At 38.0% G+C, this 20147-nt stretch carries 15 protein-coding genes and 1 other annotated feature; of the genes, 9 read left to right on the top strand and 6 right to left on the bottom strand.

Annotated features, from left to right (window positions below; translation table 11 throughout):
• Positions 1-266: 266 nt before the first annotated feature.
• Both ACB089_RS05690 and ezrA read right to left on the bottom strand, forming a co-directional pair.
• On the bottom strand, positions 267-731 hold the full coding sequence (locus ACB089_RS05690; RefSeq protein ID WP_374965623.1) for a GNAT family N-acetyltransferase: 465 nt from the start codon (positions 729-731) through the stop codon (positions 267-269).
• Positions 732-950: 219 nt separating this feature from the next.
• Positions 951-2648, bottom strand: coding sequence for a septation ring formation regulator EzrA (gene ezrA, locus ACB089_RS05685; protein WP_374965622.1), 1698 nt, complete (start codon positions 2646-2648; stop codon positions 951-953).
• A 380-nt stretch (positions 2649-3028) separates the two neighbouring features.
• On the opposite strand from ezrA, the gene hisJ reads away from it, so the two are divergent.
• Together hisJ and ACB089_RS05675 are read left to right on the top strand one after the other, a co-directional pair.
• Positions 3029-3823 (top strand): histidinol-phosphatase HisJ, encoded by a 795-nt coding sequence (gene hisJ, locus ACB089_RS05680; protein WP_374965621.1) that lies wholly within the window; start codon positions 3029-3031, stop codon positions 3821-3823.
• A gap of 23 nt (positions 3824-3846) precedes the next feature.
• On the top strand, positions 3847-4326 hold the full coding sequence (locus ACB089_RS05675) for a GAF domain-containing protein (RefSeq protein ID WP_374965620.1): 480 nt from the start codon (positions 3847-3849) through the stop codon (positions 4324-4326).
• Between the two features lie 96 nt (positions 4327-4422).
• Here ACB089_RS05675 and ACB089_RS05670 read toward each other — a convergent pair whose 3' ends face one another.
• Complete coding sequence (locus tag ACB089_RS05670) at positions 4423-6300, bottom strand: sensor domain-containing diguanylate cyclase (protein WP_374965619.1); 1878 nt, start codon at positions 6298-6300, stop codon at positions 4423-4425.
• A 452-nt stretch (positions 6301-6752) separates the two neighbouring features.
• Here ACB089_RS05670 and rpsD point away from each other — a divergent pair, with 452 nt between their 5' ends.
• From rpsD to ACB089_RS05650, 4 genes are all read left to right on the top strand, one after another.
• Positions 6753-7355 (top strand): 30S ribosomal protein S4, encoded by a 603-nt coding sequence (rpsD, locus tag ACB089_RS05665; RefSeq protein WP_049667471.1) that lies wholly within the window; start codon positions 6753-6755, stop codon positions 7353-7355.
• A 1259-nt stretch (positions 7356-8614) separates the two neighbouring features.
• Entirely contained in the window at positions 8615-8779 is a 165-nt protein-coding gene (locus ACB089_RS05660; protein ID WP_374965618.1) for a hypothetical protein, read from the top strand.
• Positions 8780-9370: 591 nt separating this feature from the next.
• The gene (locus ACB089_RS05655) at positions 9371-10576 is read left to right on the top strand and encodes an iron-containing alcohol dehydrogenase (protein ID WP_368635591.1); all 1206 of its coding nucleotides are present in this window, start codon (positions 9371-9373) and stop codon (positions 10574-10576) included.
• A gap of 133 nt (positions 10577-10709) precedes the next feature.
• Positions 10710-11519: a cobalamin-binding protein gene (locus ACB089_RS05650; RefSeq protein ID WP_374965617.1), complete on the top strand. Its 810-nt coding sequence runs from the start codon at positions 10710-10712 to the stop codon at positions 11517-11519.
• Between the two features lie 49 nt (positions 11520-11568).
• On the opposite strand, the gene ACB089_RS05645 is transcribed toward ACB089_RS05650, so the two are convergent.
• Together ACB089_RS05645 and tyrS are read right to left on the bottom strand one after the other, a co-directional pair.
• Entirely contained in the window at positions 11569-11709 is a 141-nt protein-coding gene (locus ACB089_RS05645; RefSeq protein WP_374965616.1) for a hypothetical protein, read from the bottom strand.
• An 828-nt stretch (positions 11710-12537) separates the two neighbouring features.
• Positions 12538-13806 carry a tyrosine--tRNA ligase gene (gene tyrS / locus ACB089_RS05640; protein WP_374965615.1) on the bottom strand — a complete coding sequence of 423 codons (1269 nt, stop codon included), beginning with the start codon at positions 13804-13806 and terminating at the stop codon, positions 12538-12540.
• Between the two features lie 83 nt (positions 13807-13889).
• Positions 13890-14093: a binding site (T-box leader), on the bottom strand.
• 104 nt (positions 14094-14197) lie between these two features.
• Between tyrS and ACB089_RS05635 the strand changes: the two genes are divergently transcribed.
• From ACB089_RS05635 to ACB089_RS05625, 3 genes are all read left to right on the top strand, one after another.
• Complete coding sequence (locus ACB089_RS05635; protein ID WP_374965614.1) at positions 14198-17314, top strand: transglycosylase domain-containing protein; 3117 nt, start codon at positions 14198-14200, stop codon at positions 17312-17314.
• A gap of 96 nt (positions 17315-17410) precedes the next feature.
• A complete protein-coding gene (locus ACB089_RS05630; protein WP_374965613.1) occupies positions 17411-18292 on the top strand; it encodes an NAD-dependent epimerase/dehydratase family protein in 882 nt (293 codons plus the stop codon).
• Positions 18293-18537: 245 nt separating this feature from the next.
• Positions 18538-18924, top strand: a complete 387-nt coding sequence (locus tag ACB089_RS05625; protein ID WP_375122134.1) for a hypothetical protein — start codon at positions 18538-18540, stop codon at positions 18922-18924.
• Positions 18925-18994: 70 nt separating this feature from the next.
• Here ACB089_RS05625 and ACB089_RS05620 read toward each other — a convergent pair whose 3' ends face one another.
• A complete protein-coding gene (locus tag ACB089_RS05620; protein WP_374965610.1) occupies positions 18995-20125 on the bottom strand; it encodes an acetylornithine transaminase in 1131 nt (376 codons plus the stop codon).
• Positions 20126-20147: the final 22 nt, after the last annotated feature.

Raw genomic sequence — 20147 nt, 5'->3', positions numbered from 1 at the left:
GGCAGCAGCACCGATGTTGGTCACGAAGGCGTTATCACAGGATGTGATGCTCTTAGTCTTCGTTCCTCTATCGCTAATCCCCGAGGAGTCGCCCAGTCTCCACTCCAATCAACTTATACACATAGCATACGTATTTTTAAATGTCATCCTCCGCTTTTAGTAAAAGCTAACGCTGCTATATTTAGCTATATTGAAGCTATTTCACACTAGTAGTTCAAGAAAAACAAGCGTTCCCACAAATTTTTCTTAATTGACTAGCTGATTCATTAACCTTTCTTCATAGTTATAAATTCAGTTGATGCTGTGAATTCCATGACTTTTTTAAAGTCTAATTTTTCGTAAAGGTGAATTGCTCTTGTATTAAATGTAGCTACTGTTAAACGAAGAGGACTATGATTTTCTTGTTGGAGTTGATTTAAAATAAAAGAAAAAAATTCTGTACCAAAGCCTTTTCCTGTTAGCTCAGGCTTCATCCCTATACCTATATCAATGTATTTGCCTAAATACGCACCACAGTCTTGCCCTCTAGGTACTTGTGCAGATGTTCCTGTACAGAAAAAACCAACTAGCTCTTCTTGATCGTTTACGATTGAATAATATGGATTATCAAGTAATTCTTTTAGAGATTCTTCAGATAACTCATTGTTATAAAAATCATATGGTGCTTCATATTTCCAATTTAAAATATTAATAGCATAAATTTCATTCATTTTCCGAATAAAAAATCGCATTTTTTAACACCTCTTTTTTAGCGTTCTACAATGTTGGGGTAAAGGCGCCTTGTGAATCTTTCTAAACATTCCGGTGACTGACTGCTAGCCCGTTTTTCCGGATTATAGACATTTTCATATTGAAAAAAATGCACTTCAATAACAAAACTGTCTAAAAAGCATTAACTCTACTTTTTAGACAGCCGATGGAATTTCTTTTTAGTTGCTTCTTCTTACCTATTATGACATTGATTTTTCAGATACAAGTGATTGAATTCTTTTTAAAGCGCCAGGCTCCATCTCCTCAACTGCCGTTCCAGCCTCTTCTAGTGCCTTGGAATAACGGAATTGATGGAAAGCTTTTTCGGCTTCTTTTAAACGCGCATGCAATTTTGCATTTGTAGCACGATGACGATTACCATACTGAATAATACGTTCTATCAGCATTACATTTTCAATCAATTCATGTGCTTTTGTCTTTACGTCCTCCACACAAAGTGTTGCAGCATTTAAATTATTATGAACCGTTCCCATGTTAAGAGGTACCTCTTGCAAGCTTTGCATAACTACATAAATGTGCTCTGCTGCCTCATCTAGACGTGCATCCATCTCCTCAGGGATCCCCGGAATATTAGCCTTATTCAATAACCTGTCTGTTTCTTGTAATATTTTCTTTAAACTTTCTACTTGCGCGCGAGCCTTGTTTTCATCAATTCGTAGCTTCTTCATCGTATTCGATAAATGTCCCTGCTCCTCATGAATACGTTCAAGCTCATCATTAATTTCAATCAATTCTTCCTGCAAACTTGAGGATGCAGATTTTTCTTCTTTAACACGCATCGCCAATAAATCATAGCGACGTTGTAAAGCCTCTAATTGCTTTAATGCAGCTTTTGGAATTTCTGCATCTTTTTCATTTAGATGATAGCTTTGCTGCACAAAGGTTGCTTCATCACTTACTAATCTTGTTGAGCTGATAACATTAGTAATCGAGCTTAATAAACGATCACAATTTTGGTCCACGTAATTTTTAGCAATAACCTCTTTTTCAAGCAGGTCGTAATATTGATCAATCTCTTCATTTATTTCAGCAACACGTGGCTTCACAGCTATTAAGTTAAGCTCTGCTAATTCATTTTTTAATGTTGAAAATTCCTCGTCAAATTTATCCAGCGCCTTAGTTAGTTCTAAATGCTGTAAATAATAGGATTGCTCCTCCATTTCACGCTGACCACTGCGTAATTCCTGTACAGCTCCTGGTAGCTTTACTTGCAATTCAGTCAAAATTGTTGGTACATCATTAATGTATTCAAATGTCTGTTGTGATTCTTGATTTAAGCTAATAACAATTTCTCGCGCCTGCAAATAGTTCCCTTCGCTAGTGAGCACATCAAATTCTTCAAACTTTTGAACGAACGTCTCTAACTTTTTCTCTAGCGCTGGTAATGCGATGCCGAACGAATGTTGGTGCGCTAACAATGTTTTACGTGCAGAGCGATAATATTCTTTTAATTGTTCAATTTCAATACGATTTTTTTCTTCGCTGCCAATTAATTCATTTAGTTCTTCTAAGATTTTATCTTTATCTTGTTCACATTTTTCAATGTAATCTTCTATCTCACGTTCAATTAATGTTGCTCTATTAAAACGAAGTCTATTGATTTGATCCTCTGCATCAAATAAAAGCGAATCAATTTTTGTCATATGTACATCGATGACTTCATCCCAACTATTGCGCCACCGTTCAAACATCTCTTCTGTTTCACCGTTCATGTTTAAAGATTTAACTTTCGAAATTTCTTCATTTATGGGATTGTTTTGTATTTGTGATTTTTCATTTTCAAGTTCAGCAATAATTACTGTATGTTTTCGTCGCATCATAAATCCTACTATTGCTAAAATTAATAGTAGGATAACTGGAATGATGATATACTCCATCGTAAGCCCCCTATTCTAAAATCAATATCGCCTTGGCGTAATTGCGTCCAGATTTTGAATTGTGTTTGCACAATTCATTCCTTTCAAAATCCGTGACATCCGCCGGAGGCTTTATCTTCATCCAGTAGGTGTGTTTGGACACCACTAAAAAGAAACCTCATTTGCATTCATCTCATCACCTTGAGAGGTGGAAGTCTTCTGCTGAATGAAGATAAACGAATTGGCTAGTTGTATTTATTATATACTATGTTTTCGCCTTTTGTACTAAAATTTGAGTGTTTTTGTGTATTTATGCCTTTTCAAAATGACAATTACTTAAATTTTGAACAACTGGGTACTAAAAATCGTTATTATCCAAAAACTAAAGGAGTGGTAACTTTATGAAACGTGACGGCCATATTCATACCCCATATTGTCCACATGGTACTTCGGATTCGTTTAAACAATATATTGAAAAAGCAATCGCTCATAACTTTACACATATTACCTTCACAGAACATGCTCCATTACCATCGAGTTTTGTAGACCCTACACCAGAGCAAGATAGTGGTATGAACCCAGAATTTTTATTGCCTTATTTTGAAGATTTGCAGAGCCTTCAAAAGGAGTACGCACAAGACATTCGCATTGGAATTGGTTTAGAGATTGACTATATTCAAGGTTTTGAACAAGAAACTCGTCAATTTCTAGAGACATTTGGACACTTTTTAGATGACTCTATTTTATCGGTCCATTTCTTACAATGGCAAAACACCTTTGAATGTATAGATTTTTCTCCAGAAAATTTTATAACTTTTTCAAAAAAAGTGGGTTCTATTAAACAGGTGTATGATTTATATTATGATACTGTTCTACAATCAATTAAAGCAGATTTAGGACAATACAAACCTAAACGCATTGGGCATCCTTCACTTATTCACAAATTTCAATTAGCACATATGGTGAAAATTGATGACTCTACGCGGATTCGAGAAGTTTTAGATTTGATGAAGGAAGAAGGTTATGAGTTAGACTTAAATAGCGCTGGTTTAAGTAAAACATATTGTCAGGAACCTTATCCACCATTTTCCTTTATCGATTATAGTAAATCTATTGGGCTACCAATTGTTTTTGGTTCAGATGCTCATAGTGTTACTGATTTACATCAACACCATCAAGTTATATATCCAAAATAAATAACTTTCAAACGAGGTGCTTTATGTTTACACAAATTAATTATGAAGGATCAGTTGCAGAGCAATATGATACATTAGCAAAACAATTAGATGCACTGCTGACAGGAGAAAGCGATCGTATTGCTAATTTCAGTAACGCCTCTGCATTACTGAATCAATTTCTCACAAACATTAACTGGGTTGGTTTTTATTTATTACAGGGAGAGGAACTCGTATTAGGGCCATTCCAAGGCTTACCTGCCTGCTTTAGAATACCTATTGGACGCGGTGTTTGTGGCACAGCTGTAGAAAAAGAAGAAACAATGGTCGTCAAAGATGTACATGCCTTTCCAGGGCATATTGCCTGCGACGCCGCTTCCCAATCCGAAATCGTTATTCCCTTGATTAAAGAGGGCGTTGTACTTGGTGTTCTTGACATCGACAGTCCAATCATCAATCGCTTTTCTAAGGAGGATCAAGAGGGGTTAGAGCTATTCGTAAAAACCTTACTCCTGCATTTATAAAAAATGCCCTGAAATGACAATAAATCATTTCAGGGCATTTCAGCATATAAGGATGGCTGACATTTTATTACCAAAATATATGTTTACTTTTTTACATTATGAATTTGTTTGGCAGAATCGATCATGAATACAAAATCGATTTTTACCACTGTTTTTCGCTTCATATAGAGCTGTATCTGCATATGAAAAAACAGATTGAAACGCTGGACGGTACTGTTCATCCCACGTTATGAGACCAGCTGAAATTGTCACCTGAGGATCCGTTGCATTTGGAATGACTGCAACGATTGCTGTTGTCAACTCAATTGCTTCTTTCTCATCAATATTTGGGACACAGACGGACATTTCTTCTCCACCCCAGCGTGCACAAATACCACGATCTCCAATCGTTTCTTTTAACTTTAACGCAATTTGCATAAGAATCTTATCACCAATTTGATGACCATACGTATCATTAATGTATTTAAAATTATCAATATCAATGAGTAGGAACATTCCTGATTGATCTTTTTCAAGCGATTTCTCTACATATTGGTCTAAATAACTTCTAGCATACAATTTTGTCAAATGATCCAAATCTACCATTTCTTGAAGTTGATTTCGTAATATTGAGTTTGCAATGGCTAAAGAAGAGTGGTGGATTAATGATTGCATTAATTTAAAGCTATCAAATGAAAAGAAATACGGCTCCTTGTGTAACACAATACTAAAACCATTAATTTTTTCTTCCATTAAGATTGGGATTGCCATAATTGAACGATAATCAATTTGATTAGAGGTTAATCGACTGAAATCAGCAATAAACAGTGGATCATTGGTATGTTCAAAATGTTGTTCAACATGTTTTATATATGTTTGACCCTTCTCTGAATTGAATAAAGCTGTACTAGCATCTGTCACTTCAAAGGAGTCATTATGTTTAAAAGCGAAACAAACTTCCATTGGTTGCAAGGATTTCAACTGTTTTTGTAGAAAAAGTAACATTTCATGAATATCAATCCTCATATTTAAACGATGCGAAGTTTCATTGATGAGTTGTAAGTCACTTACGAGGCGATGCGATTGATGATATAGTTTTGCATTTTCAAGTGCATTTCCAGATGCTTGTGCTAGCATACGTACAAAATCCTTTTCAGTCGTTGTAAAAAGATAGGATGTAGGTGCACCTACTTGCAAAATACCATAAATAGCTTGTCTCCCTTTTATTGGAGCATTTAATAATCGACAATTCAAATCGCTTGCAAGCTCTGTCGTCAGTTCTCCTGAGACAAAAGCCTCAATCGTTGCAGGTCTTTCAGATAAGTAATCAAAAAGCTTAATATCGATAGTCGTACGGCGGTCTTGATCATTTGATAGTATAAGCTCCACATTAAACTCCGGGAAATTATCCTTTATATTTTTCAAGACATTTTCTAAAATTAAATCAATATCCATTGTCGAATGAAATAAGTCTGTCATATTATACAATTTTCTATATTGATCTTCATTCACTTTTAGTTCTAAATTTTCTCTGATCATCTGTAGAACCTTCGTAAGGGTTTCCACACACTCTTCCCCATAATCTGAAGTCATAAAATGTGTCCAAGCATCTGTCGCCTCTACAAGTAGCACACCAATTGGAGTTTTGCCCTCTGCTTGGAATAGCACCAAATCTGTCATCATATTATAAGCTTCTTTTTCTTTTAATATATAAGGAATTTTCACCACATTTTGTTGATAAAAACTAGCTTCAATCATTTGCCATGACACAGCATTTAGTTTTGTTTCGATTGTTAAAGCAGCCATCTCTTCAACAGGTATTAAAGAATTACTGTCAAAACTGAGAAAAGCAGCATTTACAATCCCCAAGCGCTTCTTTAGACACTGTTTTAATGAATAAAAATACTCATTAAAACTGGCTTGTGCTTTAGAATTCACCCAAAAGCTCAAAACATCTGATTGTATATATTTTAGCGTTTGTAAATGGTCTGTCATGAAATCACCTTTTCTATATAACATCCAATAAATTACTATTAACTTATAGTACATTATACATAATTTGTGTCATTTTGACTATGTTATTCTATTTTACTTTTATATTTTACATTTTCACTGCATCATTGAACTATATCGGAGTTGCATGAACTGTATATAGAGGAAATTCTTACTACATATCTTTTTCGAAAATAGTTAGTGTAATAATTGACGTCCATGTAAGAAGCAGTTACAATGTAGTTTGTGTAAAATAAACGCAGCAGTGGTATAAGCTTATTACTGTATTTTATTCCTCTATTTCATTTAGTATATCTAAACAGATTAGATGGTGTATTGTGTAACCTAACGGCTGCATAGGCGAAAGTACATGAAAATAAAATGCGTATAAGAATGGGTACTACTGGTTTTTGTTTTACAACAAAAAAACCAAATTTAAAGGAGGAGACAACAATATGTCTCGTTATACAGGTCCATCTTGGAAATTATCACGTCGTCTTGGTATCTCATTAAGCGGTACAGGTAAAGAAATCGAAAAACGCCCTTACGCACCAGGTCAACACGGTCCAAACCAACGTAAAAAATTATCAGAATACGGTTTACAACTTCAAGAAAAACAAAAACTTCGTCACATGTACGGCATGAACGAACGTCAATTCCGTACTCTATTCGACCGCGCTGGTAAAATGAAAGGTGTTCACGGTGAAAACTTCATGGTTCTTCTTGAAACTCGCCTTGACAACCTAGTTTACCGTTTAGGTTTAGCTCGTACTCGTCGTGGATCTCGTCAATTAGTAAACCACGGCCACATCTTAGTAGATGGCAAACGCGTTGATATCCCTTCATTCAGCGTAAAACCAGGTCAAACGATTTCTCTTCGTGAAAAATCTCAAAACCTTGCTGTAGTAACAGAAGCAATCGAAGTAAACAACTTCGTACCTGATTACTTAACATTTGATGCTGACAAAAAAGAAGGTACATTCACTCGTCTTCCAGAGCGTTCTGAATTATCAGCTGAAATCAACGAAGCATTCATCGTAGAGTACTACTCTCGTTAATTTTTTAACGTTAGATTACTTACGGTTCTTAAGCCTCGCAACCTTGTTTATACAAGCGTTTGCGAGGTTTTTGTTTATAATAAGATAATCGGAAATTTACGTTCTTATTGATTTTGAAATAAAAAAATAACATACGGACAGGTGTACACTAACTCAGATTTATTCAATTTTCTACCACACTTCCAAAAAGATATTCTTCTCTATCTCCTTCTGCCTATAAGACTGAATCCATAAAAAAATAATTAAATCAACTTTTGTCCCCTTTTGAACACATTTTGATAAAACCACTTTGGAGAATTAGGATCCTGAGTTGATCTTATTGCGATTAATTTACAAACAGGAAAAAAAGAGTGAAAAAAAATCAAGTTCAAGTTGAATATAAAACATACAAATACTATTTTATCTGAATTTTATCAATTTTCGTTCAATTAATAACAAAACTTGATTTTGAACCATTTATAATTAATGATACGTTATTAACATACTCAGGAAAAAGTAAAGGAAGGAGGAAATACCATGCTTAAATTTTATTAATATTTTAAATTAGGAGCTCTTTCAAGTAGTAAATTACTATTTTGTAGAAAAAGATCCGAGTAGCAATTACACGGTTAGGGGTTTTTTTAAAGTTTTTCGTATTAGAATAATCAGAAAATACAATTCGCCGTTATTGAATATTTGTGTATTATCGAAAATGAAAGGGGGAAGAACATGAAAAACATGACAAAAAACATTCTTATTTTTTTTCTAGGTTTTGTGACGTTCTTCATTTTCTCAATCATTTTCAGTTTTTTCTTTTAAAACAAAGGGGTAAAACGAAAAAGCAACTAAAGTCCCCAGTTATGGGCTGGAGTTGTTAACTCATTAACGTCTGCTATTGGAAGTAGTCCAAGCAAACTTAGAACAGCTTATGTATAGAGGGCAACACTGTTACGTGGTATCTGTTTATGCAAACGGTGTTAAACCAAGTTCGTCGAAGATAGCTTATGTATATTACACAAATCAAACACTTAGGTTTGTAGAGAAGTAATTCATACATATAGTAGCGCCCCCTTAACGTTAAAGTTTTTATTATGCAGCTAAGGTAAAGAATTGTAGTAATAATACCTGCCGTTGGAGAAACAATACATACTTTTCCCTCCAGTCTCCACTCCAATCAACTTTTAGTGATGAGCCCTGAAAATGCTAAAAAAATAAAAAAGGAACCTTCTGTCTTTACGGAAGTCTAAATAGAAAATATTTCAAATTACAAGGAGGGAATTATGGGGTTTTCTGAACTTACTGTGATGGCCTTAATTTATAGTGGCATGATGATTTTTTTCTTAGTACCTTTTAAAAAGCAGCAAAGCAATTTTCAATCCATTTTTAAAGAAAGCTTACTTCATATCACTTTTCATAAAAAAGCTTTACTGGCCTCCTTTTATTAACCTTTTTGTTAATAGCTATTTGGTTCGGTTATGAGCAAGAGATCTATCATTTTAATGCTCACAGTGGTTATCCCCCTATCAATACAGATTCAGAAGCAACTTTCTATATGTGCCCATTAATTGGGTATACAGTCATTCTTTATTTACTTCTCGCATTATGGATCTCCTTAAACATTTTAAAAAGAAAGGTAAATTAATTAAATATTCTAATAATTCATGACGTTTTTTTGTACTTTACAATAGTAATCTCACAATTTATTAACAACTTAATCACTACTTTTATAATAGAAACAATATATCAGTTTTTTACTATTCTTCCCATCGTTAAAATAGAACCGACTCCCAAAAAATATATTTTACTTTTATAAGAAAACAATTTAAAAACGCTTTCATTTAAACAACCCTAGACAATTCAATCTTTCAACAACCTGAAAAAACAGCTAACTTTTTTGTAAAATAATAACACGAATAAAATTAACAATTTTAATAAAAATACGAGTTGAACTTTTACAAGGAATAGAATAACATGAATTTCGGAAGGTGGTTCGCCATCATTCAAGCAATAACAATTTTGTTAAAGGGGTTGGAAATATGTCAGACGTTCTAAAGCAATTTGTAATGCCAAAAACAAACTTATTTGGACCTGGAGCAATTCAAGAAGTTGGTACACGCTTAAATGATTTAGAAGTGAAAAAGACATTAATCGTAACAGATGAGGGCTTACACAAATTAGGTCTCTCTGAACAAATTGCTAACATCATTACAGCTGCTGGAATTGATGTAGCGATTTTCCCGAAAGCAGAACCAAATCCAACAGATCAGAACATTGAAGATGGAGTTGCAGTATACCATGCAGAAAACTGTGATTCAATCGTATCTCTTGGAGGAGGTAGCGCACACGATGCAGCGAAAGGTATTGGACTTATTGCTTCGAATGGTGGACGCATTCATGATTACGAAGGCGTTGACAAATCTCAAAACCCATTGGTGCCATTAATCGCTATCAACACAACTGCTGGTACTGCAAGTGAAATGACTCGCTTCACAATTATCACGGATACAGCACGTAAAGTGAAGATGGCCATCGTTGACAAACACGTTACACCACTTCTGTCAATTAATGACCCAGAGTTAATGGTTGGCTTACCTCCTGCCCTAACTGCGGCAACTGGTTTAGATGCATTAACACATGCTATCGAATCGTTTGTATCGACAAACGCAACACCAATTACTGATGCATGTGCTGAAAAGGTACTTCAGCTAGTTCCTGAATATTTACCACGTGCCTATGCAAACGGTGCAGATTTAGAAGCACGTGAGCAAATGGTCTACGCACAATTTTTAGCAGGTATGGCATTTAATAATGCATCACTTGGCTATGTACATGCGATTGCTCATCAATTAGGTGGCTTCTATAACCTACCACACGGCGTATGTAATGCTATTTTATTGCCACATGTTTGCCGCTTCAACTTAACAGCACGCACAGAGCGTTTTGCAAGAATTGCTGAATTATTAGGCGAAAACGTTGAAGGATTAAGTAAACGTGATGCTGCTGAAAAAGCAATTGCAACAATTGAAAATCTCTCTAAAGATTTAAACATTCCATGTGGCTTCCGCGAATTAGGTGCGAAGGATGAGGATATTGAAATCTTAGCGAAAAACGCAATGTTAGATGTATGTGCTGCAACAAACCCACGTAAAGCAACTTTAGAGGAAATTAAACAAATTATTACGAACGCGATGGGCCCTGTAGCGAAGAAAGAAGAGTCACTTGAAGCTGTCGCACTTTCTTAATAAACAATAAAACAAATAGAACGGCATGTCTTTTACAGGCATGCCGTTTTTGTTGAGTCGAAAATGCGTTCGCTCATTGTATGTAACGCCAACACTCGCTATACTTTTCTTAAAAAGAATTGGAGATATGAATATGCGTTTAATCTCAATTTGTCCTAGTAATACTGAGCTCGTTGCTTATCTAGGTTTGACAGATCAGCTTGTTGGTGTCGATGATTTCTCAGATTGGCCATTAGCAGTAAAAGACTTACCACAGCTAGGTCCAGACCTATCCATTAATATGGACGCATTAGAAGCATTACAGCCTGATCTTGTACTCGCATCCTTAAGTGTACCAGGTATGGAAAAAAATATCGAAGCTCTACAAGCAAGAAATATTCCTCACATTGTTTTTAATGCCAATTCATTAGAGGAAATCGCACAGGATCTCCATACATTGGGTAAAGCCTGCGGAGTTGAAGGGCGTGCAAAAGAAATTTCTGAGGAATATTTACATTGTATTGATCGTCTCCGCACGGTTGCTCAAACGATTCCTAAAAAACCTACGCTCTATTGGGAATGGTGGCCGAACCCTATTTTTACACCAGGTAAAATAAATTGGTTAACTGAAATTAGCGCCATTGCTGGTGGGCAAAATCTGTTTCAAGATGTAGAGCTCGCAAGCGTGCAAACTGATTGGGCAGATGTAGTAAGGCGCAATCCAGACTATATTATGATGGCTTGGGTAGGAGTTGCCTTCGAGCGTATTCAACCTGCAATTTTATTAAAACGTCCAAATGCCCAGGAGTTACAAGCCGTTAAAATGAAACAGCTTCACGTAATGGAGGAATGGCTTTATTGTCGCCCATCACCTCGCCTAATAGAGGGTGCATTGAAACTTGCCCAAATACTTCACCCCAAAGAATATGGGCACTTAAAGCTTCCTCGTTTTTTAGATAGCTAAAATGAAACAATATGTCAGTGGCATTTCATACTAAATAAAGTGTGGCTGTTCAACAAAGCGAGGAGTTGATTTCCGTTCTGGCTGGGCGCTTTGTTGCTGACGCTTCGCTTTCGCACAGATAAAACATTTGTAGCTGACGCTTTGCTTTCGCTACAGATAAAACATTGTTGCTGTCGCTTCGCTTTCGCACAGATAAAACATTTGTAGCTGACGCTTTGCTTTCGCTACAGATAAAACATTGCCGCTGACGCTTCGCTTTCGCGCAGAGCAGAGCTTCCTGGGGGCGTCCGATGAGCCGCTTGGGGAAACTAGATGTTTTTTGCGCGAAAGCGTAGTGCTAACGTAGCGGCAGCAGCAGATGTTTTTTGCGCGAAAGCGTAGTGCTAACGTAGCGGCAGCAGCAGATGTTTTTTGCGCGAAAGCGTAGTGCTAACGTAGCGGCAGCAGCACGATGTTGGTCACGAAGGCGTTATCACAGGACGTGATGCTCTTAGCCTTCGTTCCCCTATCGCTGTGCCCCAAGGAGTCGCCCAGCCTCCACTCCAATCAACCTACGCAAAAACGAAATATCAGCGCATGCAAAGCTGGGGAGGCGGCTCGACGTTTGCCCGCGGGAAGGCGAATAAAGAATTCCTTGACTATTTTCCAACATAACAAAACATCCCCTCAAATTTCGAGGGGATGTTCTTTTTGTGAGTCTGGAATCAATTATGCCTCGGCATAATCGCGTCCGGAATCGGCTTTGTGCTTAGGCCTGCTGGATGCAGGTCAGTTAGCCGTTATCGCAAGGATGCGATGGTTTTAGGCTAACATCCTTTAAGAACCCCATTCCGATTCCGCGACATCCGCCGGAGGCTTTAGGCCAACACGAAGTTGGTCACTCAGTCGTTGCCACAGGACGTGGCGTTCTTAGACTGAGTTCCTCTATTTCAGCGGATATTTGGACACCCGCTAAAAAGTGACTTAAAACTGCATTTATTTCCCACCTATTGAGTTGGGAGATGAATGCTGAAAGAAATTAAACAAACTTCACCATATGGTATTTTTTCTTACCGCGACGTACAATGCTAAACGCATCCTCTAAACGATCCTTAACGTCGATTACATATTCTAATTCAGTGACCTTTTCACCGTTCACGCTAATCGCACCATTCGTTACGTCTTCACGAGCTTGACGTTTTGAGGGTGAAATACCTGCTTCCACAAGTAAATCCACGATGTTTTTATCTTCTTTCGCCATTTCAATAGAAGGAACATCTTTAAACGCATCCTTCATTTCATCAGCAGAAAGTGCTTTTAAATCACCAGAGAATAATGCAGCCGTAATACGAATTGCTTGATCTAATGCTTCTTGACCATGAATTAAACGAGTCATTTCTTCTGCTAGCGCTTTTTGTGCCTTACGTAAATGTGGTTCCTCTTCTACAGATACTGCTAAAGCTTCTATCTCTTCACGAGAAAGGAATGTAAAGATTTTTAAGTATTTTACAACGTCAGCATCTGCAGCATTAATCCAGAATTGGTAGAACTCGTATGGAGAAGTTTTCTTGCCATCTAACCATACAGCACCACCAGCTGTTTTACCGAATTTTGTACCATCTGCTTTCGTTACTAATGGAATCGTTATACCAAATGCTTTCGTCTCTTCCTCATGCGTTTTACGAATAACTTCTAAACCAGTTGTAATATTCCCCCACTGATCAGAACCACCTACTTGAATGCGACAGTTGTAATGGTTGTATAAATGATTGTAATCAATACCTTGAATTAAAGTGTACGCAAACTCAGTAAATGAAATCCCTGTGTCAAGACGTGATGCAATTGTATCCTTTGCTAGCATGTAGTTCACATTAATTAATTTCCCGTAATCGCGTAAAAACTCAATTGTATTGATATCGCCAATCCAGTCACGGTTGTTAACTAACTGCGCACCATTGCCATCTTCCGCAAAGTCAAAAATACGCTCTAATTGACTACGAATACCTTGAACGTTTTTATCGATTTGCTCAACTGTTTGCAATTGGCGTTCTTCTGAGCGACCAGATGGATCTCCTATCATACCAGTCGCACCTCCTACTAGCAAAATCGGACGATGACCTGCTTTTTGGAATCGACGTAGTGTTAAAAGAGGCACAATATGTCCAATATGCATAGAGTCTGCAGTTGGATCTACACCACAGTATAAAGAAACAGACTGTTCATCTAATAATTTGATCATACCTTCAGCGTCAGTTTGTTGGTATAACAATCCGCGCCATTCTAAGTCTTGTAATAATTCATTCGTCATTTCTATTCCTCCTAATGTGTTTGATGTTTCTTTACGTGTAGAGCCAATCTAAATAAAAAAGTCCCTACACGCAAAATATTGCATGCAGGGACGTTAATCACTAACGCGGTACCACCCGGCTTGAAGATGTCATCCATCTTCCTCTTCATTCAACCGCCTTTATCGCAGGCGCGCACGTCTAAGCTCCAAGCACGTAATTCATCTCTACATTATGACCAGCTTTCACCAACCGCTGGCTCTCTAAACAGGGAATATAGACACTACTTCAAGCTCTTCATCACTAGAAAACTATAAGCATTATTCTATACGATTCTTTTTTTCATTGTCAATAACTATGTTCGAGCTAAATCAATATGTGCTATAATAAACAAGATTTTAGGAGGTCGATACATTGAAAGAATGGATTGAGAAAATCAATGCAAAGATCGAAGAATTATTAGTACGAAAATGGATGAAGAAATTACGCATTTCCGGAAGTGTTATCTGGAACTTATTTTTACTATTTTTAATCTTTGCATTGGTAGGCACTGTATTTGTCGGTTCAGTTGGTGCTGGCTATTTTGCTTCACTCGTTAAAGAAGAGCCTCTGCGCTCTAAAGAAGAATTGCGAACTCAAATTTTTAACTACGATTCAACTAGTGAGATTTATTTTGCCGACGATATTTATATTGGAAAATTACGTACCGATTTAGAACGTCGTGAAACAACTTTAAATAATGTCTCACCAGATGTAATTAATGCCGTATTAGCGACAGAGGATGAGTATTTCCGTGAACACAACGGAATAGTTCCGAAGGCCGTTATTCGTGGGCTACTTCAAGACGTAACAAACTCTTCTACTCAAACAGGGGGCTCTACGCTAACACAGCAGCTTATTAAAAACCAAGTATTAACAAATGAAGTATCCTATGAACGGAAAGCAAAAGAACTTTTACTTGCGATGCGTTTAGAGCATTTTATGACAAAGGAAGAAATTTTAGAGGCCTATTTAAACATTATTCCTTATGGTCGTAGCTCTTCAGGTCGAAATATCGCAGGAGTAGAAACTGCTGCTGAAGGTATTTTCGGCGTAAAAGCAAAGGATTTAACGCTTCCTCAAGCGGCGTACATAGCTGGTATTCCTCAAGCACCTTTTGCTTACACACCTTTTACAAATACAGGTGATCTTAAAAGTGACGAAGCTCTTCAACCGGGCATTGATCGTATGAAAACTGTTCTTTATCGTATGAAAGACGCAGGTTATATTAACGAAGCGCAGTATAAACAAGCAATCGCTTATGATATCACTGCCGACTTCCGTTCAGCCGAGATACATGCTGAGGATAGCTACCCATGGCTAACGTATGAGCTCGAAAATCGCGCGAAAGAAATAATTGCTGAAAAACTAGCAAAAGAAGATGGTGTTGATCCAGAACGCTTAAAGAATGAACAAAAATTAAAAGATAGATATATGATCTTAGCAGACCGTGATGTCCGTTCGAAAGGCTATCGTATTTATTCGACAATCGATAAAGATATGTACGATGCGATGCAAAAAGCAGCGGAAAACTTTAAATATTACGGTCATACGTATACAGCTAAAGAAAAGGACCCTGTAACAGGTGAAGAAGTTGAGGTTCAAATGCCTGTACAGGTTGGTAGTGTTTTAATCGAAAATACTACTGGACGTATTTTAAGCTTCGTCGGTGGTCGTGATTTTGAATTAAAAAGTTATAACTATGCAACACAGGCAAAACGCTCAAATGGCTCAACAATGAAGCCTTTACTCGTATATGCACCTGCAATAGAATACGGTGTAATCGGTGCAGGTAGCCCATTAGTCGACGTAAAATTCTCTATTGGTAATTGGAGTCCGAGCAACTATATTGCTAGTGATGAACGAGGACTTATACCTGCACGTGAGGCATTAGCTGATTCACAGAACTTATCTGCTTTACGTCTATATTATGATATTCTTAACAGACGTCCTGCCGATTATTTAGTAAAGATGGGGATTACAACCTTACAACCGGATGACTTCACAAACATTGCGGCCGGGATTGGGGGAGTAAAAGAAGGTATTACTGTTGAAGAGAACACCAATGCCTACTCAACTTTTGCAAATGGTGGACAATTCATCGACGCTTATATGATTGATAGAATTGAAGACCAAGATGGGAATATCATCTATAAACACGAAGTTGAACCTGTACAAGTATTCAGCCCTGAAACATCTTATATCATGACTGATATGATGCGAGATGTGTTATCACAAGGAACGGGTACAGTTGCAAAAAATACACTAAAATTCTCTTCTGACTTCGCTGCTAAAACTGGTACATCACAAAACTATAAAGATGTTTGGTTAGTCGGCTATAACCCGAATGTTTCTCTTGGAGTATGGATGGGTTATGATCAAAATCAATCACTGTATGCATTTAACAATACGTATCAGCAACCTAGTGTGCGTATTAACAAGCTATGGGGAACATTGATGAATTCTGTATATGATGTAGATCCACAATTAATTGACCCTAATACTAGCTTTAAGGCACCTAAAAACGTTGTGACTGCATCATTCTGTGGTATTTCTGGTTTAGCGCCTTCTGCAGCATGTGCGAATGCTGGTCTCGTGCGCTCTGATTTGTTTAATGCGAAAGTATTTTTACCTTCGCAGCCAGATGATAGCTTAGCTTCTTCTAGTGTAGTTACGATTAAGGGTAACACATATAATGCACTACCTAGTACACCACGAGAATTTGTAAAAGCAGGTGGTGCAGGTATTAATCAGGCATTTATTAAACGGATGCTAGGCCCACTTGGCGGTAATCCGGCTAGCCTATTACCAAAAAATTCGTCATTATCGAATTCAGCGGTATCAGCTGTTAATTTCCCAGCTGACAGTAATGCACCTGGAGCAGTATCCGCTTCAATTAATGGCAATACGTTATCTTGGTCAGGCTCTTCAAATGATGTAGTCGGTTACCGGATCTATAACGTAACAAATGGAGGTAGGACACTTGTCGGATCAGTACTTGAATCATCACATAGTATGACGGTAGCAAGTGGTCAAGCCTATGCTGTTGTCGCTGTAGATATTACAGGTTTAACTTCACCGCAATCCAATGTCGTTTCTACTGGTGGCAGCGGAAGTGAAAAAAAACCTGAAGAAAAAGACGAACAAGAAAAGCCACCAACAACTCCACCTACTAACGAAAATGATTCGGACAATAATGAAAACGGCTCCGAAAATGGCAATGGTTCCGGTGGTAGTAATGGGGATGGCTCCAATACCGGCAATGGTTCCGGGAATAACGGAAACAACTCGAATAATGGCAGTGGCTCCGGGAATAACGGAAACGGCTCAAACAATGGCAGTGGCTCCGGGAACAACGGAGACGGCTCAAATAGTGGCAGTGGCTCCGGGAACAACGGAGATGGCTCCAATACCGGCAGTGGCTCCGGGAATAACGGGAATGGCTCTAACGGAGGAGACAACGGAAATACAACTCCACCTCCTACCCAATAAAGATAAACAAGCTTACTACAATCAATTTTGAATTGTAGTAAGCTTGTTTTTTTGTCATTATAAAGAGGACTACTAATTTGAAGGGGTGGAAAAAATATGAACATTTTAGTTTTAGGAGGCACTCGCTTTTTTGGTAAAAAGCTTGTTGAACTTTGTATTGAAAATAGGCATAATGTAACGATTTTAACACGTGGTCAAAGTGGAAATCCTTTTGGTACAAAGGTGAAGCAACTAGTTGTTAATCGAGATGATGCTAATGCGTTGTCACAAGCACTATCAGGTACAACATGGGATATTGTCTATGACAATATTTGCTATTCTCCAAATGAGGCTCATCAACTAAGCAAAATTTTAGATGGTAAAACGAAAAAGCTTGTTTTCACCTCTACTCTCTCAACCTATGACATAAACAGCACTGTCAAAACAGAAGAAGATTTTAATCCTTACGATTATGAAATTCGAATGGGAGAGCGTGAAGATTTTTCATATGGTGAAGGTAAACGACAAGCGGAGGCAGTACTTTTCAAAGAGGCTACATTCCCCGTCGTCGCTGTACGTTTCCCAATTGTTATGGGTGAGAACGACTATACACGCCGTTTACATTTTCACGTTGAACGAATTTTACAGGATCAGCCTATTTCATTCCCAAATATTGAAGCAAAGATGAGTTTCATTACCGATGAAGAAGCCGCTGCATTTTTATATTTTGCTGGCATTACACCTATTGAAGGACCTTATAACGCTACAGCAACGGATGCAATTTCGTTACAAGATTTAATGGGGCTTATTGAAGAAGCTAGTGGGAAGCATGCAAAAATTTCACTTGTAGGTGGCGATGAACAGTCGCAATCGCCATATGGAATTCCAGCAGATTGGTATATGTCAACTGCAAAGGCAGAAGCTGCAGGCTTTACATTTAGTCACCTTCACGATTGGCTCCCTGCTCTAGTAAAAACATTAGTAAAAGAGCTGAAATAAAATTTTACTAAATTACCCAATAGTTTGCGGATGGCATTTGTTAAAACGTAAACCATGTAAGTTGATTGGAGTGGAGGCTGGGCGACTCCTTGGGGATCAGCGATAGAGGAACGAAGGCTAAAACCATCACGTCCTGTGATAACGCCTTCGTGACCTGCATCGTATAGGCCCAAGCGGCTCATCGGACGCCCCCAGGAAGCTCTGCTCTGCGCGAAAGCGAAGCGTCAGCGGCAAATGTTTTATCTGTGCGAAAGCGAAGCGACAGCAACAAATGTTTTATCTGCGCGAAAGCGAAGCGTCAGCGGCAATGTTTTATCTGTAGCGAAAGCAAAGCGTCAGCTACAAATGTTTCATCTGTGCGAAAGCGAAGCGACAGCAACAAATGTTTTATCTGCGCGAAAGCGAAGCGTCAGCGGCAAATGTTTCATCTGTGCGAAAGCGAAGCGTCAGCGGCAAATGTTTTATCTGTAGCGAAAGCGAAGCGACAGCGGCAATGTTTTATCTGTGCGAAAGCGAAGCGACAGCGGCAATGTTTTATCTGTGCGAAAGCGAAGCGACAGCTACAAAGCGCCCAGCTGGAACGGAAATCAACCACACGTTATGGTGATAAGTCTTTTTTGATTAGCTATTAAAAATCTGCTAAACTTCTTGTAAAAGGAAGTCTAGCAGATTCATTTTTTATCGTATTTAATTGTCCAGACACTATAGCAATATCGTTTTTAAAATTGCTATTGCTTCATCGATTTCTTCTTTTGACACGGTTAATGGAGGTAATAGACGAATAACGTTTGGTCCTGCTCCAACTAATAATAAGCCGTTTTCCTCTGCCGCAGCTATATACGAAGCTACCTCAGTATCACCACAGCCAATGCCAAGAAGTAAGCCCTGACCCTGTACCGTATACGTAGAAGGTAGATTTTCTTTCAACTGCTTAACAAAATACGTGGAAAGCTCCTGTACATTTTGTAAAAAGGCCGGTTCAAAGATATGATCAAGCACGGTTTCTGCAACACTCATCGCTAACGGATTACCACCAAATGTTGTCCCATGTGTACCAGGACCAAATGTTTCATATAGCTCAGCTGTTCCAAGCATTCCGCCGACAGGGAAACCACCACCTAGTCCCTTCGCCAATGTTACAATATTTGGTTTTAATACAGTGTGCTCATAAGCATATCTTGTTCCTGTTCGTCCAATACCTGTTTGAACCTCATCGACAATCAGTAAAATTCCTTTGTCGTCACAGGCTTTCGCTATGGCTGCCGCGAATTCTGGTGATACGCTGTTAACACCGCCCTCACCTTGAATCATTTCCAACATAATGGCTGCGACAGAATCATCAATCGTTGCTTCAAGCGCTGCCACATCATTAAAAGGAAGAATCGTAAATTTTTCAACAAGTGGTCCGAAGCCATTATGTACCTTGCCCTGACCTGTTGCAGACATCGCTCCAAAAGTTCGCCCATGAAAAGATTTTTCAAATGTAATCATATGATTTTTCCCTGTATGCTTACGCGCAAGCTTGATAGCCGCTTCATTCGCTTCCGCACCACTATTACAGAAAAATGCATAAGAAAAATGTGTGTTTACTACTAATTTTTGCGCAACTTTCTCCTGACCAGGTATATCAAATAAATTAGAAATATGCCAAAGCTTTTCACTTTGATCATGAATAGCCTTCACAATCGCAGGATGGGCATGACCAAGACTCACTACAGCGATTCCACTTGTAAAATCTAAATATTTTTTCCCAGCAGCATCTTCTACTACGGTTCCTTGCCCTTTGACAATTTGGGCACGGCGTTTTCCATAGTTTCCAAATAAAGCACTCATTTTATCATCCCCTACTATAATT

The sequence above is a fragment of the Lysinibacillus sp. RS10 genome, assembly GCF_041956855.1.
GTDB classification, from domain to species: Bacteria; Bacillota; Bacilli; order Bacillales_A; family Planococcaceae; genus Lysinibacillus; species Lysinibacillus xylanilyticus_A.
This window is presented reverse-complemented; position numbering and strand designations above follow the sequence as displayed.